The sequence below is a fragment of the Rhodanobacter sp. LX-99 genome (assembly GCF_018599185.1).
GTDB lineage: Bacteria > Pseudomonadota > Gammaproteobacteria > Xanthomonadales > Rhodanobacteraceae > Rhodanobacter.
Map to the genome: position 1 here is coordinate 767,719 of NZ_JAHFVL010000001.1, position 16,492 is coordinate 784,210.

At 67.3% G+C, this 16,492-nt stretch carries 15 protein-coding genes; 5 read left to right on the forward strand and 10 right to left on the reverse strand.

What is annotated here, in order from left to right; translation table 11 throughout:
- Window positions 1-7 precede the first annotated feature (7 nt).
- The 8 genes from secD to KK131_RS03765 all read right to left on the reverse strand — a co-directional run bounded on the left by secD (window position 8) and on the right by KK131_RS03765 (window position 8,411).
- Window positions 8-1,891, reverse strand: a complete 1,884-nt coding sequence (secD, locus tag KK131_RS03730) for a protein translocase subunit SecD (protein WP_214555383.1) — start codon at window positions 1,889-1,891, stop codon at window positions 8-10.
- Between the two features lie 110 nt (window positions 1,892-2,001).
- Window positions 2,002-2,334 carry a preprotein translocase subunit YajC gene (gene yajC, locus KK131_RS03735; protein WP_214555384.1) on the reverse strand — a complete coding sequence of 111 codons (333 nt, stop codon included), beginning with the start codon at window positions 2,332-2,334 and terminating at the stop codon, window positions 2,002-2,004.
- 179 nt (window positions 2,335-2,513) lie between these two features.
- Window positions 2,514-3,641 (reverse strand): tRNA guanosine(34) transglycosylase Tgt, encoded by a 1,128-nt coding sequence (gene tgt, locus KK131_RS03740; protein ID WP_214555385.1) that lies wholly within the window; start codon window positions 3,639-3,641, stop codon window positions 2,514-2,516.
- 27 nt (window positions 3,642-3,668) lie between these two features.
- Window positions 3,669-4,700: a tRNA preQ1(34) S-adenosylmethionine ribosyltransferase-isomerase QueA gene (gene queA / locus KK131_RS03745; protein ID WP_214555386.1), complete on the reverse strand. Its 1,032-nt coding sequence runs from the start codon at window positions 4,698-4,700 to the stop codon at window positions 3,669-3,671.
- Window positions 4,701-4,767: 67 nt separating this feature from the next.
- Window positions 4,768-5,370 (reverse strand): response regulator transcription factor, encoded by a 603-nt coding sequence (locus KK131_RS03750; protein WP_214555387.1) that lies wholly within the window; start codon window positions 5,368-5,370, stop codon window positions 4,768-4,770.
- Window positions 5,371-5,424: 54 nt separating this feature from the next.
- On the reverse strand, window positions 5,425-6,645 hold the full coding sequence (locus KK131_RS03755; RefSeq protein ID WP_214555388.1) for a sensor histidine kinase: 1,221 nt from the start codon (window positions 6,643-6,645) through the stop codon (window positions 5,425-5,427).
- Window positions 6,646-6,688: 43 nt separating this feature from the next.
- Window positions 6,689-7,480, reverse strand: coding sequence for an ABC transporter permease (locus KK131_RS03760; protein ID WP_214555389.1), 792 nt, complete (start codon window positions 7,478-7,480; stop codon window positions 6,689-6,691).
- A gap of 1 nt (window position 7,481) precedes the next feature.
- The gene (locus KK131_RS03765; RefSeq protein ID WP_214555390.1) at window positions 7,482-8,411 is read right to left on the reverse strand and encodes an ABC transporter ATP-binding protein; all 930 of its coding nucleotides are present in this window, start codon (window positions 8,409-8,411) and stop codon (window positions 7,482-7,484) included.
- 290 nt (window positions 8,412-8,701) lie between these two features.
- On the opposite strand from KK131_RS03765, the gene KK131_RS03770 reads away from it, so the two are divergent.
- The 3 genes from KK131_RS03770 (at window position 8,702) to upp (ending at window position 11,457) form a co-directional block, all read left to right on the forward strand.
- Window positions 8,702-10,198: an aminotransferase class III-fold pyridoxal phosphate-dependent enzyme gene (locus tag KK131_RS03770; protein ID WP_214555391.1), complete on the forward strand. Its 1,497-nt coding sequence runs from the start codon at window positions 8,702-8,704 to the stop codon at window positions 10,196-10,198.
- Window positions 10,199-10,352: 154 nt separating this feature from the next.
- Complete coding sequence (locus tag KK131_RS03775) at window positions 10,353-10,709, forward strand: PsiF family protein (protein ID WP_214555392.1); 357 nt, start codon at window positions 10,353-10,355, stop codon at window positions 10,707-10,709.
- Window positions 10,710-10,812: 103 nt separating this feature from the next.
- On the forward strand, window positions 10,813-11,457 hold the full coding sequence (gene upp / locus KK131_RS03780) for a uracil phosphoribosyltransferase (protein WP_214555393.1): 645 nt from the start codon (window positions 10,813-10,815) through the stop codon (window positions 11,455-11,457).
- 25 nt (window positions 11,458-11,482) lie between these two features.
- On the opposite strand, the gene pip is transcribed toward upp, so the two are convergent.
- A complete protein-coding gene (pip, locus tag KK131_RS03785) occupies window positions 11,483-12,439 on the reverse strand; it encodes a prolyl aminopeptidase (RefSeq protein WP_214555394.1) in 957 nt (318 codons plus the stop codon).
- Between the two features lie 200 nt (window positions 12,440-12,639).
- Here pip and bla point away from each other — a divergent pair, with 200 nt between their 5' ends.
- Window positions 12,640-13,659, forward strand: a complete 1,020-nt coding sequence (gene bla / locus KK131_RS03790; RefSeq protein ID WP_214555395.1) for a class A beta-lactamase — start codon at window positions 12,640-12,642, stop codon at window positions 13,657-13,659.
- Between the two features lie 12 nt (window positions 13,660-13,671).
- Here bla and KK131_RS03795 read toward each other — a convergent pair whose 3' ends face one another.
- Window positions 13,672-15,063, reverse strand: a complete 1,392-nt coding sequence (locus KK131_RS03795) for an FAD-binding oxidoreductase (RefSeq protein WP_214555396.1) — start codon at window positions 15,061-15,063, stop codon at window positions 13,672-13,674.
- Window positions 15,064-15,185: 122 nt separating this feature from the next.
- Between KK131_RS03795 and serA the strand changes: the two genes are divergently transcribed.
- A complete protein-coding gene (gene serA, locus KK131_RS03800) occupies window positions 15,186-16,418 on the forward strand; it encodes a phosphoglycerate dehydrogenase (protein WP_214555397.1) in 1,233 nt (410 codons plus the stop codon).
- Window positions 16,419-16,492: the final 74 nt, after the last annotated feature.

A 16,492-nucleotide genomic window follows, 5' to 3' on the forward strand; every position in this document is an offset into this window, starting at 1 on the left:
GGGTTCCTTAGACCGACAGCGTCTTGAGCTTGCGGTGGCCGTGGATCGCCGCAGTGAATGCGTGAGTCAGCGTCACCGAGGTGAACAGCGAAGTCAGGATGCCGATCAGCAGCGTCACGCCGAAGCCCTTGATCGCGCCGGTACCCATCGTGGTCAGCGCCAGGGCGGCGATCAGGTGGGTGACGTTGGCGTCGAGAATGGTGGACCACGCCTTCTCGTAACCGGCGCGAATCGAGGCGTGCGGGCTTGAGCCGTTGCGCAGTTCCTCGCGCACGCGTTCGCAGATCAGCACGTTCGCGTCGATCGCCATGCCCAGGGTCAGCACGATGCCGGCCACGCCCGGCATGGTCAGGGTGACGCCGATCAGCGACATCACCGCCAGCAGGATCACCAGGTTGAAGAACAGCGCGATGTCCGCGACCAGGCCGAACAGCTTGTAGTAGACCGCCGCCGCCAGCAGCACCAGGGCCAGGCCGAGCAGCACCGCCTTGAAGCCCTTGTCGATGTTGTCCTGGCCCAGGCTGGCGCCGATCACGCCTTCCTCGACGATGTCCATCGGCGCGGCCAGCGCGCCGCCCTTGAGCAGCAGCGCCAGGTCGGAGGCTTCCTTCGGGCTGCCCAGGCCGGTGGTCTGGAACTGCTTGCTGAAGGGGCTCTGGATGGTGGCGTCGTTGATCACCGTCTCGGTCACCTTCGGCACACGCACTTCCTTGCCGTCGATCACCTTCGTCTCGTAGACCTGCTCCACGTACAGCACCGCCATCGGCTTGCCGACGTTGGCATTGGTGAAGTCGCCCATCTTCTTGGCGCCGGCGGCGTTCAGGGTGACGTCGACCTTCGGCGTGCCGCTCTGCTGGTCGATGCCCGACGAGGCGTCCACCAGCTGGTTGCCGGTCACGATGATCTGCTTGCTCACCAGCACCGGCCGGTTGTCTCCGCGCATGTAGTACAGGTTCGCGTCCGGCGGGATGTTGCCGGTGCGCGCCGCTTCCACCGCGCGGGCATCGCCGGGCTGGCCGATGCCGGGGCGGTACTGCAGGGTGGCGACCGCGCCGATCAGCTTCTTCGCCTCGGTCGGGTCCTGCACGCCGGCCAGCTCGACCACGATGCGGCTGTCGCCCTGCTGCTGGATCAGCGGCTCGGACACGCCCAGCGCATTGATGCGGTTGCGCAGCGTGCCCAGGTTCTGGGTGATCGCGCTGCGCGACAGCTCGCGCAGCTTTTCCGGCTTGATCACCACGTTCAGCACGAAACGGTCGCCGGTGCTGGCGCCATCGGCCACGTTGAGGTCGGTGTATTCATTGGCGATCGCGTCGGACGCGGTCTTGCGGTCGGCGTCCGAGCGCAGGATCACCGCGATGCCCTGGCCGCTTGCCGCGCTGCGGGTGACCGACTCATAGCGGATGTTCTTGTCGCGCAGCAGGGAACGGATATCGTCCGCGTAGCTGTTTTCCTGCTTCTCGATCGCATCCTTCTGGTCGACCTGCATCAGGAAGTGCACGCCGCCCTGCAGGTCCAGGCCCAGCGGCATCGAGCGGGCGCCGATCGCACCCAGCCAGCTCGGCACGTTGGACTGCAGCTTGAACGCCACCGTGTAGCCGTCGCCCAGCGTCGCCTTGATCTCGTCCAGGCCGCTCTTCTGCACATCGGAGTTGGCGAACGTGGCCAGCAGGTGATCGCCTTCGACGAACACGTCGGTGACCGCGATCTTCTTCGCCGTCAGCGCCGCCTCCACCTTCTGCTGCACCGCCTGGTTGATCGGCGGCGCGTCGCGGTTGGCGGTGACCTGCACGGCCGGCACCGGCGGGAATGCATTCGGCAACGCGTAGATGATGCCGAACAACATCACCAGCGCGACCAGCGCGTACTTCCAGCGAGGAAAATCACTCATGCCTTGCATCCATCAAAGCCGCGGCAGCAGGCCGCGGCGGTAGCAACAATCGGGAAATAGCCGCGTGGGAGGGCACCGCCGCAAGCTGCCGGGGCGCTCCGAACCCGTCCTCAGACGGACTTCAGCGAGCCCTTGGGCAACACCTGCTGGACTGCGCCCTTCTGCACCTTGACCTTCACGTTGGCCGCGATCTCGACCGTGATGAACGTCTCGCCCACCTCTTCCACACGCCCGGCGATGCCGCCGTTGGTGACCACCTCGTCGCCCTTGGCCAGGCCGGCGATCAGCGCGCGATGCTCCTTCTGCCGCTTCATCTGCGGGCGGATCATCATGAAATACATCAGGCCGAACAGCACCACCATCATGATGATCATGGACATGCCGCCGCCGGCGGGCTGCGGAGCAGCGGCCTGGGCGATCACGGGAGAGATCGGAAAACTCATGGTTTGTCTCGCAAGTTATGGCGCCGCCGTAGATTTCAGCTGAACGCCCGATAAAAGATTCTCGATTATGCCATGCACCCCCGGGCCGTGCACGGTACCCCTGGCACCGCCGCAGCCGGCCGGCCGATCACTACTGAGGGCGGCCAACGTCCGATGCAAGGCCCCGGGGGCTCGCACCCCTACGAAACCACGGCGCCCTGGCGGCGGGCGTAGAACTCCGCCACGAACGCCTCCAGCGTGCGGCCGGCGATCGCCTGGCGCAGACCGGCCATCAGGCGCTGGTAGTAGCGCAGGTTGTGCATGGTGGCGAGCTGGCTGCCGAGGATCTCGTTGCAGCGGTCGAGGTGGCGCAGGTAGGCGCGGCTGAAACCGTGGCTGCACGCATAGCAGTCGCAGCCTTCCTCGATCACGCCGGTGTCGGCGGCGTACTTCGCGTTGCGGATGCGCAGCGTGCCCGCGGCGGTGAACAGGAAGCCGTTGCGCGCGTTGCGCGTGGGCATCACGCAGTCGAACATGTCGATGCCGCGGCATACGGCTTCGACGATGTCCTCCGGCCGCCCCACGCCCATCAGGTAGCGCGGCTTGTCGGCCGGCAGCAGCGACACGGTGAAGTCCAGCGTGTGGTTGCGCTCGGCCTCCGGCTCGCCCACGGCGAGGCCGCCCACCGCATAGCCGTCGAAACCGATGTCCACCAGGCCCGCCGCCGAACGCCGGCGCAGATTTTCGTACACGCTGCCCTGCACGATGCCGAACAGCGCGTTCGGGTTGTTCAGGTCGCCAAAAGCCTGGCGCGAGCGCCCGGCCCAGCGCAGCGAGAGTTCCATCGAGTCCGACGCCACCTTCTCGGTAGCCGGATACGGCGTGCACTCGTCGAAGATCATCGCGATGTCCGAATCCAGCGTCTTCTGGATCCGCATCGACACTTCCGGCGACAGGAACACCTTCGAGCCGTCCACCGGCGAGGCGAACGTCACGCCTTCCTCGGTGATCTTGCGCTTGTGCGCCAGCGAGAACACCTGGAAGCCGCCCGAATCGGTGAGGATCGGCTTGTCCCAGCCGATGAAGCGATGCAGCCCGCCGAACTGTTCGACGATCTCCAGCCCCGGCCGCAGGAACAGGTGGAACGTGTTGCCCAGGATGATCTCGGCGCCGATCTCGGTAACGTCGCGCGGAGTCATCGCCTTGACCGAGCCGTAGGTGCCCACCGGCATGAACGCCGGCGTCTCCACCGTGCCGCGGGCAAACGTGAGGCGGCCGCGGCGGGCGGCGCCGTCGGTGGCGTGCAGATCGAAATTCATGGCAGTCATCCGCTGAAGTCTAACCGCTGCCGCCGCTCAGCCGCCCCGCGGCAGGATCAGCATCGCGTCTCCGTAGGAGAAGAAGCGGTAGCGCTGCTCGACCGCATGCCGGTAGGTGTCGAGGACGAACTCGCGCCCGGCCAGCGCGGACACCAGCATCAGCAGGGTCGACTGCGGCAGGTGGAAGTTGGTGATCAGGCCGTCGATGCTGGTGAAGCGGTAGCCGGGGAAGATGAAGATCTGCGTCTCGCCGGCGAACGGGTGCAGCTCGCCGTCCTTGCTCGCGCTTTCCAGCGCACGCACCACGGTGGTACCGACCGCGATCACCCGCCCGCCGTTCGCGCGGGTACGGCGGATCTGCCCGATCAGGTGCGCGCCGACATTGAGCCACTCGCGATGCATGTGGTGGTCCTTCAGGTCGTCCACGCGCACCGGCTGGAACGTGCCGGCGCCCACATGCAAGGTGATATAGCCGAACTCGATGCCGCGCTCGCGCAGTTTGGCCAGGATCGCCTCGTCGAAATGCAGGCCGGCGGTGGGCGCGGCGACCGCACCGGGCTCGCGCGCGAACACGGTCTGGTAGCGCTCCATGTCGCTGGCGTCGGCATGCCGCTCGATGTACGGCGGCAACGGCATCTCGCCCAGCTTCAGCAGCAGTTTTTCCAGCGGTTCCGGCGCCTCGAAATGCAGCCGGAAGAAACCTTCGTCGCGGCCCAGCACCACCGCATGGCTGCCGTCGGCCAGCTCGATCCGTGCACCTTCCTTCGGTTTCTTGCTGACCCCCAGTTGCACCGTGGCCTCGTGCGCGCCGGTGACCCGCTCGATCAGGATCTCCACCGCGCCGCCGGTGTCCTTGCGCCCGTACAGCCGCGCCGGCAGCACGCGGGTGTCGTTGAACACCAGCAGGTCACCGGGGCGCAGGAAGTCGGGCAGCTCGCGGAACATGCGGTCCTGCCGCGACTGCGCCGCCACGTCGAGCAGCAGCATGCGGCTGGCCGAGCGCTCGGGCAACGGGGCCTGCGCGATCAGCTCGGGCGGCAGTTCAAAATCGAAATCGGACTTCTTCAAGAGGGTATTCGGCCAGCGCAAGTAAGCGGGGCATTATCCCGCAGCGAGCCGGTTCTTGCGCGGCGGCCTACAGCCAGCCCTTCTGTCGCGCCAACCGATAAGCCTCGATGCGATTGGCCACACCGAGTTTGCCGATCGCCTCGGACAGGTAATTGCGCACGGTGCCATGCGACAGGTTCAGTTGCGCGGCGATGTCGCCGGCAGACTGGCCCTCGCCGGCCAGGCGCAACACCTGGCGCTCGCGGTCGTTCAGCGGGTCGGCTTCGGACCATGCCTCCAGCGCCAGCTGCGGATCGATCGCGCGGCCGCCGCGGTGCACCGTGCGCAAGGCCTCGGCGAGGTTCTCGGCGGGCGCATCCTTCAGCAGGTAGCCGGACACGCCGGCATCCAGCGCACGGCGCAGGAACCCGGGCCGCGCGAAGGTGGTGACGATGACCACCTTGATCGGCAGCTCCTGGCGCTGGATGCGCTGCGCCAGCTCCAGCCCGGTCAGGCCGGGCATCTCGATGTCGGTGACCAGCACGTCGGGCTTGAGCCTTTGAATGTCCCGCCACGCCGCTTCGCCGTCCGCGGACGAACCGAGCACCTCGATGTCGGATTCAAGCTTGAGCAGGGCCGAGAGCGCCCCCCGAACCATCGCCTGGTCTTCGGCCAGCAATACGCGAATCATGCCATCACCTGCTCGTCGAAAAAGGAAGGCTGGCGGAGGACGGCACCGCGCCGCTCAAGCCGCAGGATAGCCGGGTGTGGCCTGTGCCGACGACGCGGCTGCCGGCGGATGCCGCGGGGCCTCCACCAGGCGCAACACCGGCACCGGCACGACCACCCGCAGACGCGTGCCGTTTCCGCGCGGCGACTCGACGCTCAGGCTGCCGCCCATGGCACGCACGCGCTCGCGCATGCCGCTCATGCCATTGCCGTCGCCGGCGATGCCGCCGCGGCCGTTGTCGCTGATCTGCATGCAGACGGCGGCGTGCTCCCGTGCCAGCTCGATCCGCACGCAGCTGGCATCGGCATGACGGGCGACATTGGTGACCGCCTCACGCAGCACCAGCGACAGGCCGCGCTCGATCTCGCCGGGCATGTCGAGCGGCGGCGAACCGTACTCCAGATGCACGTGGGAGGATTCCAGCAACAGGCGTGCCGCCGCCAGTTCGGCCGCCAGGTCGGTGGCGCGGATGCCGGTGACCGCGCTGCGCACCTCGGCCAGCGCGTGGCGCGCGACCTTCTCGGCCTCCTCCACTTCGCGTTTGGCCGCATCGACGTCGCGGTCGAACAGCTTGCGCGACAGCTCCAGCTTCAGCGTGATCAGCGACAAGGTATGGCCGAGCAGGTCGTGCAGATCGCGCCCGATCCGTTCGCGCTCCGCCGTGGCGGCGAGCCGGCGCACCTCGTCGTGCGAGAGGCTGAGGGCTGCGTCCTTCTCCTGGTGGATCTGCTCGACCGTGACGATGGTGCAGATGACGAACACCGTGACCGGCATGATCACCAGCAGCGATTGCGGGTAGCCGATCCACCAGGCCAGCGCCACGTAGATGGCGTTGAGCAGCACCACCTGGATCACGTAGCTGCGAAAGTGCCGTATGTCGCAATGACTCAGCATCACGCAGGCGTACACGAAGTAGCTGAGGCCGCTGGGATACCAGCGCAGCAGGCCGAAACACAGCGCTGCCATGCCCCACGCATAGAGATGTGCGCTCCGCCGCGGAGCGAGCTGCAGCCTGGCGAACAACAACAGGAACACCGGGTACGAACCCAGCGTGCACAGCAGCCACGTCAGGGTGTAGCCGCGCAGGCCATGGTCGAACAGCGGCGTGATGAAGATCCACAGCGACCACAGCAGGTGCACGCTGTCAGCCCACGGCGACTTGCCCCGGCGAAGGTCGTCGGCCACCGCGGAATCGGGCGCCGGCGCGAACCATCGGGCGATGAAGGCGGGGCTCATGGCGTGGTCACCACTGGGGATCGGATCTGCACGGCATGCTACTTCAACCGTGCCGGCGCAGGCGCCGCGCCGCCATCAGAACAAGCACCGCGGCAAAACCGACGAGCACCAGCACATGGCCCGGCAGCGGCCCCTTGTTCATGCCCACTGCCGCCAGCGCCAGCATGTCCAGGTGGTAGCTCGGCCACACCGGCGCGATCTGCTGCAGGAATTTCGGCAGCATCGGCAACGGGATCCACAGGCCGGACATGAACGACATCGGCAGGTAGATCAGCTGCAGCATGCCGGGTGCGCCCTGGCCCTTGATCAGGGTGCCGACGAACATGCCCAGTGCGCAGAACGGCAGCACGCCGAGCATGCCGGTGAGCAGCAAGACGATGGCCTGGAAAGGATTCAGCGTTACATGCCCCAGCGACAACGCCATCGCCAGCAGCAACAGGATCACCACTCCGGCAGCCACCATCGCCATCAGCATCTTGCCCAGCAGGTAGGCGCCGGGCGGCATCGGCAGCGCGCGCTTGAAGGTCAGCAACCCGCCGTCGCGCTCCAGCGCCAGCGACACGCCGAAACCGAACAGGCCCGGGCTCATCACGCCGAACACGCCGTAGCTGGCCAGCAGGTAGCGCGCCGCGTCGGCACCGTTCGACTTCGCCATCAGCACGCCGAACAGCAGGTAGAACATCGCCGGGAACAGCATGATCGGCAGCATGAAGCCGGGCGCGCGCATGTAGCGCAGGCATTCGCTGCGCGCCTCTTCGAGATAGGCACCGAGCACCCGGCGGCGCGGCATGTCGATGGCAGGTGCCGATGCGGAGACGGAAATGGCGGTTTGCATGTCAGGCAGCCTCGCGCTGGTCGGTGTCCGCGGCCTCGTCGGCGGTGCGGGTGAGTTCGGTGAACGCCTCGGCCAGGCCGGCGCGCTGCACTTCCAGTTCGCGCAGCTGCGGGTCGGCGTCGAGCAGGCGGCGCACCACGGCTTCGACCGCAGCGGTGCCGATATGCAGGCGTCCGTCTTCGCGGCGCGCCTCACTGACCTCGGGCCAGCCGCACACCGTGTCGATCGGCAGAGAACTGAGGCAGCGGACGCGCTTCAGCGCCACCCGCGCACGCAGTTCCTCGACGGTGCCTTCGTGGATCATTCGCCCGCGCGACATCACGCAGACGCGATCGGCCAGCGCCTCGGCCTCTTCCAGGTAATGCGTGGTCAGCAGCACCGAGCAGCCCTCGGCGACCAGCTGGCGGATCGCCGCCCACAGTTTCTGCCGCGCCTCGATGTCCATGCCCACGGTCGGCTCGTCCAGGAACAGCAGTTCGGGCCGGCCGCACAGCGCCAGCGCGAACTGTACGCGCCGCTGCTGGCCGCCGGAGAGTCTCGCGTAGGGCCGGCCGAGCAGATCCGCAACGCCAGCCAGTTCGGCGCTTTCGGCCAGGGCTCGCGGCGCCGGGTAATAACTGGCGGTCAGCCGCAGCAGCTCGCCTACCCGCAGCGTGGGCGGCAATTCGGCGTTCTGCAGCATCACGCCGATACGGCGGCGCGCCTCGACCCGCTGCGGGTCCTGGCCGAACAATTCGACGATGCCGGTATCGGCACGGATCAGCCCCAGCAGCAGGCCGATCGCAGTGGTCTTGCCGGCGCCATTCGGGCCGAGCAACGCCAGCAATTCGCCGCGGTGCAGTCGCAGGTCGGCGCCATCCAGCGCGGTGAGCCGGCCGTAGCGCTTGATGGCGCCATCGAGGCGGGCAATGGGGGCGTGGGAATGTGGCATGGGAGTCCTCCGGTGCCGTGCATCCTGCGCGTGGCCAGCCGCGGCCGGCAGTCGCCGGCGTCAGCCATCCGGAATGACAGCCGTCACCCGTGGCCCTGGCACGGGGTTACGGCCATCGCCGCCGCAAGGTATCCTGTGAGGGATAAAGGCGCACCGGAAGCGCTCGTCCAGCGGCGTGAAACGCCTGAAAACATTGAGGAAGCGCCCGCTTTCGCGCTTCCCGCCACGCATTCACCAATCCCGCCACCCGGCACGGCATGCCGCTCCGGCGGAGCTACGGAGGATTCATCATGGGTGTGATCAACCAGCTGCGCGAACTGCGCGAATTCGGCGGCAAGCCGCGGACCACCGGCCTGGACGACGCCAGCATCGAGCGCATGGCGGCGAACGATCCCCTGCTGGGCCAGGCGATCGCCGAAGCGGTGGCACGCCACCATGAATTGCGCGCCGACCTGGGTGACTTCCTGAAACTGGACGAAGCCGAACAGCTCACCCGGGTACAGGCCGGCTTCGTCAACTTCTATCCGGACGACGCGATCAACCCGTACCTGCCGGCCGCCGCCCGCGGCCCGTGGATCGTCACCCTGAAGGGCGCCGTGGTGCATGACAACGGCGGCTACGGCATGCTCGGCTTCGGCCACAACGACCCGGCGATCCTGGCCGCGCTGGCCCGCCCGCAGGTGATGGCGAACGTGATGTCGCCCAGCGTGTCGCAGCTGCGTTTCACCGCGGCGCTGGACAAGGAGCTGGGCCGCAGCCGCGGCGGCAGTCCGTATGCGCGCTACCTGTGCCTGAACTCCGGTTCCGAGTCGGTCTCGCTGGCCTGCCGCATCGCCGACGTCAACGCCAAGGCGATGACCGATGCCGGCGCCCGCTACGCCGGCCGTACGATCAAGCGCCTGGCGGTGAAGGGCGCGTTCCACGGCCGCACCGAGGCACCGGCGCTGTACTCCGATTCCAGCCGCAAGACCTATCAGCAGAACCTTGCCAGCTATCGCCACGAGGACACCCTGATCACCGTGGCGCCGTACGACGTGGCGCAGTTGGAAGCGGCGTTCGCCGACGCCGACAAGCACGGCTGGTTCATCGAGGCGATGTTCCTGGAGCCGGTGATGGGCGAAGGCGACCCGGGCCGCGCGGTGACGCCGGAGTTCTACAAGGCCGCGCGCGCGCTGACCGAATCCCACGGTACCCTGCTGCTGGTCGACTCGATCCAGGCCGGCCTGCGCGCGCACGGCGTGCTGTCGTTCGTGGACTACCCTGGCTTCGAGGGCCTGCCGCCGCCGGACATGGAAACCTTCTCCAAGGCGCTCAACGCCGGCCAGTATCCGCTGTCGGTGCTGGCCGTCAGCGAACGCGCCGCCGGGCTGTACCGCAAGGGCATCTACGGCAACACCATGACCGCCAACCCGCGCGCGCTGGACGTGGCCCTGGCCACGCTGGGCGAGCTCAGCGACGAGGTGCGCAACAACATCCGCGAGCGCGGCAAGGAATTCGTCGACAAGCTCAACGCGCTGAAGAACGAGCTGGGCGGCCTGATCACCAAGGTGCAGGGCACCGGCCTGCTGTTCTCCTGCGAGCTGGCGTCCGAATACAAGTGCTACGGCGCCGACTCCACCGAGGAATACATGCGCGAGCACGGCGTCGGCGTGATCCATGGCGGCACCAATTCGCTACGCTTCACCCCGCACTTCAAGGTCACCAGCGCCGAGGTCGACCTGATCATCGCCCACGTGCGCAAGGCGCTGCTCGAAGGTCCGCGCAAGGCCAAGGCCGAAGCGGCCTGACCGGCGGCTTGGCCCACACCGGCTGCGGCGACGCACGACACGTCGCCGCAGCTGAATACTTCATGCACGTAAGATCTTGCCGACTCCCGTGAGAGTTGCCTCCTGCATAGACTGGCCCGGCCGGCAGCTGCCGGTCACCCAGGGAGGACTCACGATGTCACTGTCATTACGTCTGCTCGCCGTCAGCGCCGCCTTCGCCTTTGCCGGCGCCGCCTTCGCGGCCAGCCCGGCTGCCACCCCCGCCACCGCACCGGCTGCCAAGCCGCATACCGCCCAGCAGCAGCGCATGATCGACTGCAACAAGCAGGCGACCGGCAAGAAAGGCGCCGAGCGCAAGGCCTTCATGAGCTCCTGCCTGAAGGGTGAAGGCACCGCGGCCACCCCGGCGGTCAAGCCGACCCAGCAGGGCAAGATGGCGACCTGCAATGCCGACGCCAAGACCAAGGCGCTCAAGGGTGCCGAGCGCAAGGCCTTCATGAGCGAATGCCTGAAAGGCCACGCCGCGGCGTAATCCGCCAGCCAGCCCGCGCACGCCTGTGCGTGCGCGGGTGAAGCTGCTTCGCTAAGCTCCCCGACTGTCGCGCACCTTGCGCCGCCCCTGAAGACAGTCACCCATGAAGATCGTCGAAGTGCGCCACCCGCTGATCCGGCACAAGCTCGGCCTGATGCGCCGCGCCGGCATCAGCACCAAGGAGTTCCGCGAGCTGGCCTCCGAGGTCGCCGCCCTGCTCACCTACGAGGCCACCAAGGACCTGGAAACCGTCGAGGAGCAGATCCAGGGCTGGGCCGGCCCGCTGCAGGTGCACCGGATCAAGGGCAGGAAGATCACCATCGTGCCGATCCTTCGCGCCGGCCTGGGCATGCTGCCCGGCGTGCTCGACATGATCCCCGCGGCCAAGGTCAGCGTGGTCGGCCTGCAGCGCGACGAGCAGACGCTGAAGCCGACGACCTACTACGAAAAGCTCAGCGGCCGCATGGACGAACGCATCGCGCTGATCGTCGACCCGATGCTGGCCACCGCCGGCACCCTGGTCGCCACCGTCGACATGCTCAAGGCGGCCGGCTGCAAGCGTATCAAGGGGCTGTTCCTGGTCGCCGCGCCGGAAGGCCTCGAGCGCATCACCGCCGCCCATCCCGACATCGAGATCTACACCGCCGCGATCGACGAACGACTGAACGAACGCGGCTACATCCTGCCCGGCCTCGGCGACGCCGGCGACAAGATCTTCGGCACCAAACAGCTGCCGGCGAACGACTGAAGCGGTTCCGGCAACCGCTGGAGGTTCAGCGGCCGAAGCGGTCGGTCGCCCCCACCAGTTCGTGCACGATGCCCGGCTCGAACGCGGAATGGCCGGCGTCCTGCACGATGTGCAGGTCGGCTTCGGGCCAGGCGCGATGCAGGTCCCACGCGCTGCGCAGCGGGCAAACCACGTCGTAGCGGCCCTGCACGATCACCGCCGGGATATGGCGGATGCGCTCGACGTTGCGCAACAGTTGGTCGTCGTGTTCGAAGAAGCCGCCGTTGACGAAGTAGTGGCACTCGATGCGCGCGAACGCCAGCGCGAACTCGTCCTCGGCACTGGATTCGATGTGCGACTTGTCCTGCCACAGGAAACTGGTGGCGCCCTCCCATACCGACCAGGCACGTGCGGCGTCGGTACGCGTCTTCGCGTCGGGGCTGGTCAGGCGGCGGTGGTAGGCGCTCATCAGGTCGCCGCGTTCGACCGCGGGGATCGCGTTGAGGTAGGTCTCCCACGCATCCGGATAAAGCGCGTCGCAGCCCTTCTGGTAGAACCACTCCAGTTCCCAGCGGCGCAGCATGAAGATGCCGCGCAACACCAGTTCGCTGACCTTGTCCGGGTGCGTCTGCGCATACGCCAGCGCCAGCGTGGAACCCCACGAACCGCCGAACACCTGCCAGCGGTCGACGTTCAAGTGCTCGCGCACGCGCTCGATGTCAGCGACCAGATTCCAGGTGGTGTTGTCGGTCAATTCCGCATGCGGCGTGGACTTGCCGCAGCCGCGCTGGTCGAACAGCACGATGCGGTAAACCGCCGGATCGAAGAAGCGCCGGCACTTCGCATTGGTGCCGCCGCCCGGCCCGCCATGCAGGAACACCACCGGCTTGCCGTTCGGGTTGCCGCACTGCTCGTAGTACAGCGTGTGCAGTTCGGAAACCTTGAGCATGCCGCTGTCGAACGGCTCGATCTCGGGGTATAGCGAACGGCGGTCCTGCGACATGCCTGGTCTCCGGGGCGAATAGATGGCTGTTTAGGCTAGCATGCCGGGCCGCTTCTTCATGTTCCGGCGAGCGCATCGACACCTGCGGCGCGGGCGGTTTTCCTCAAAGAGGCATTCCCCTTCCAATCATGGCTTTGCCATGATTGCGCCCTGGCCGTCGACGAAACTGGCCTCCCTTTGTCACTGCCCATGGATGCCGCATGAAGTCCTGTCGTCTGATTCCTCCCGTACTTGCTGCTTTCGCCCTTGCCGTCGTTGCGCCGATGGCGATGGCCGCCACGGCCGCTCACCCGACGAACCATGCGAATCGCATCTCGTTGCAGCAAAAGCTGGAAGGGTTGGCCCAGCGGGCACATCCCGGCGAATTCGGCATCACGGTCATCGACCTGCAAAGCGATGACCACTGGCGGGTCAATGCCAATCGGGCCTTTCCGATGATGAGCGTGTTCAAGGCGCCGGTTGCCGCCGCGGTGCTGGCCCGTATCGATCGGGGCGAGCTCCCGATGACGCAGGCCGTTACCGTGGCGCGTGCCGACCTGGGCACAGGATCCGCCAACTCGTCCATCGCTGCGCACTTTCATGGCGAACGCATGTCGTTCACTGTGCGCGAGCTTCTTGCCGCCGCAGTAAGCCAGAGCGACAACATCGCTGTGAATGCCTTGATGCGCGTCGTTGGCGGCCCGCAGGTCGTCACCGACTTCCTCCGCGCGCATGGTATTGCGGACATGCGCGTGGACCTCGACGAGGCCGGCATCGGGCGCATTTTCGAAGACCTGGGTCCGGATCAGGAGCCGGCCCCATACGAGACTGCGCAGCAGGAAGACCGGCGCCTGCAACGCGGTTACCGCGCCTTCCTCGCCGACCCGCGCAATCGCAGCACGCCGGATGCCGCGGCGGATTTTCTGCGCAAGCTCTGGCGCAACGAACTGCTCACGCCCGCCTCGACGCACCATCTCATCGAGTTGCTGACGGCACAGACGCTGCCACGCCGACTCAGGAGTGGCTTGCCCGCAGGCATCCAGTTGGCGGACAAATGCGGTACGAGCTACACCCTGGACAACCTCACCGCCGCCTACAACGACATCGGCGTACTGACCTGGCCGGACGGCCACAGCGTAGTCGTGGCTGCCTTCCTCACCGCGTCACCCGCTTCCAAGGTCGAGCGTGATGCCCTGTTCGCCGAGCTGGCGCGTACGGTGGCGGCGTCCTTGCATCCCTGACGGGGCGCGCTTTCAATCCTGTTCGAACAGCTTGCCGGGATTGAGGATGCCGTTCGGGTCGAATACCTTGCGCACCCCTCGCATCAATGCGATCTCCGCGGGGCTACGGGTGCTTTCCAGGTATGCCCGCTTGACCAGGCCGATGCCGTGCTCGGCCGAAATGCTGCCGCCGTGACGCTGCAGCGTCGCGGCCAGCAGTTTGGTGACGTGTTCGCACTGGGCGATGAACGTGTCTTCCGCCAGGCCGTCCGGGCGCAGCACGTTGATGTGCAGGTTGCCGTCGCCGATATGCCCGAACCAGACCACTTCGGCCTGCGGATACTCGCGCGCCAGCAGCGCCTGCATTTCGTGCAGGAACGCCGGTACCGCGCTGACCCTCACCGATACGTCGTTCTTGTACGGCCGTCGTGACGCCAGGCTCTCGGTGATGCCTTCGCGCAAGCGCCACAGCGCGGCAGCCTGCGCATCGCTCTGCGCGATCACGCCGTCGCCGATCCAGCCTTCCGCCATGCCCTGCTCGAACGCGGCCAGCGCGGCCTCCTGCTGCCGCTCGTCGGCCGCATCGAACTCGGTCACCACGTAGTACGGGTAGTCGCCGTCGATGGCGCGTTGCGCGCCGTGCGCCAGCACGTGCCGCAACGCGTGGTCGGTGAAGAACTCGAACGCCTGCAAGGCCAGCCGTGCGCGGAACAGCGCGAACACCTGCATCAGCGCATCCATGTCCGGCAGCGCCAGCAGCATCACCTGCGACGGCGGCGGCGGATCGGCCAGCTTCAGCGTGGCCTCGACCACGATGCCTAGCGTCCCTTCCGAACCGACCAGCAGCTGGCGGAAGTCGTAGCCGCTGGAGTTCTTGACCAAGCCGCGGTTGAGTTCGAGCAACTCGCCGTTGCCGGCGATCGCCTTCAGTCCGGCGATCCATTCGCGCGTGTTGCCATAGCGGATCACCCGGATGCCGCCGGCGTTGGTGGCGATGTTGCCGCCGATCGAGCAGGAGCCGCGCGCGGCGAAATCGACCGGATAGACCAGGCCATGCTGGCGGGCGGCTTCATGCACGTGTTGCAGGATCATCCCGGGTTGCACAGTGAGCGTACGGTCGACCGCGTTGAAATCCAGCACCCGGTTCATCCGCTCCAGGCTCAGCACCAGCTCGCCGCTGGCCGCCACGGCGCCGCCGGACAGGCCGGTGCGGCCGCCGGAGGGCACGATCGCCACGCGCTGCTCGTTCGCCCAGCGCACGATGGCCTGCACCTCTTCCGTGCTGGCCGGCAGCGCGATCGCCAGCGGCGCCGGGACCCAGCGGCGGGTCCAGTCGCGGCCGTAATGCTCCAGGTCGGCGGGCGCGGTAAGCAGGCGCAGATCGGGCAACCGGCGGGACAAATCGGCAAGGCGGGGATCGGACATGTCGGACTCCGGGATCATCTTCACAGCCTGCCAGCCGCATCGTGCCGCGTCCAGTGTTGCAGTGCCGCAATTTGTCTTCGGCTCTGGCATAGTAGGCGCTCCACCCCAGCCAGGACCGACGCATGCAGACCTCCTACCCCCGCCAGGACATCAAGGTATTGCTGCTGGAGGGCGTCAGCGCCAGTGCGGTCGAGAACTTCCGCCGCGCCGGCTACAGCCAGGTCGAGCTGCATGCGAAATCGCTGCCGGAGGATGAGCTCAAGCGGCGCATCGGCGACGCGCACATCGTCGGCATCCGCTCGCGCACCCAGCTCACCGCCGAAGTGCTGGCACAGGCCAAGCGGCTGATCGCGGTGGGCTGCTTCTGCATCGGCACCAACCAGGTGGACCTGGGCGCGGCGCGCAAGCTCGGCGTGCCGGTATTCAACGCACCTTATTCCAACACCCGCAGCGTGGCCGAGCTGGTGATCGCCGAGGCGATCATGCTGCTGCGCGGCATCCCGCAGAAGAACGCGCTATGCCACCGCGGCGGCTGGGCCAAGTCGGCCAGCGGCAGCTACGAGACGCGCGACAAGGTGCTCGGCATCGTCGGCTACGGCCACATCGGCACCCAGGTCGGCGTGCTGGCCGAGAGCCTGGGCATGCGGGTGATCTTCCACGACATCGAGACCAAGCTGGCGCTGGGCAATGCGCGCGCCGTGTCCAGCCTGGACGAACTGCTGGAACGCGCCGACGTGGTCACCCTGCACGTGCCGGAAACCCCCGCCACGCAGTTGATGATCCGCCGCGAGCAACTGGCGAAGATGCGCGCCGGCGCGATGCTGATCAACGCCTCGCGCGGCAGCGTGGTGGACATCGACGCGCTGGCCGCGGTGCTGCGCGCAGGCCACCTGGCCGGCGCCGCGGTCGACGTGTTCCCGCTCGAACCGAAAGGCAACGACGATCCCTTCGTCTCGCCGCTGATCGGCCTGGACAACGTGATCCTGACCCCGCACATCGGCGGCAGCACGCTGGAGGCGCAGGACAACATCGGCATCGAGGTCGCCAGCAAGCTGGTCCGCTACAGCGACAACGGCTCCACCCTGTCGGCGGTGAATTTCCCCGAAGTCGCCCTGCCCGAACACCCGCACAGCCGCCGCCTGCTGCACATCCACCGCAACGTGCCGGGCACGCTGTCGCGCATCAACGAACTGTTCTCGGCCGGCAACATCAACATCGACGCGCAGTTCCTGCAGACCGACGGCGAAGTGGGCTACGTGGTGATCGACGTCAGCGCCGACGAGGCCCAGGCCAGCGAACTGAAGACGAAACTGGCGGCGATTCCCGGGACGCTGCGCAGCCGCGTGTTGTATTGAGCGCGCGCACCTGCGAAGGACCCGGCGTGGAAACGACAACGGCGCCCAAGGGCGCCGTCATCATGCTTCACCGA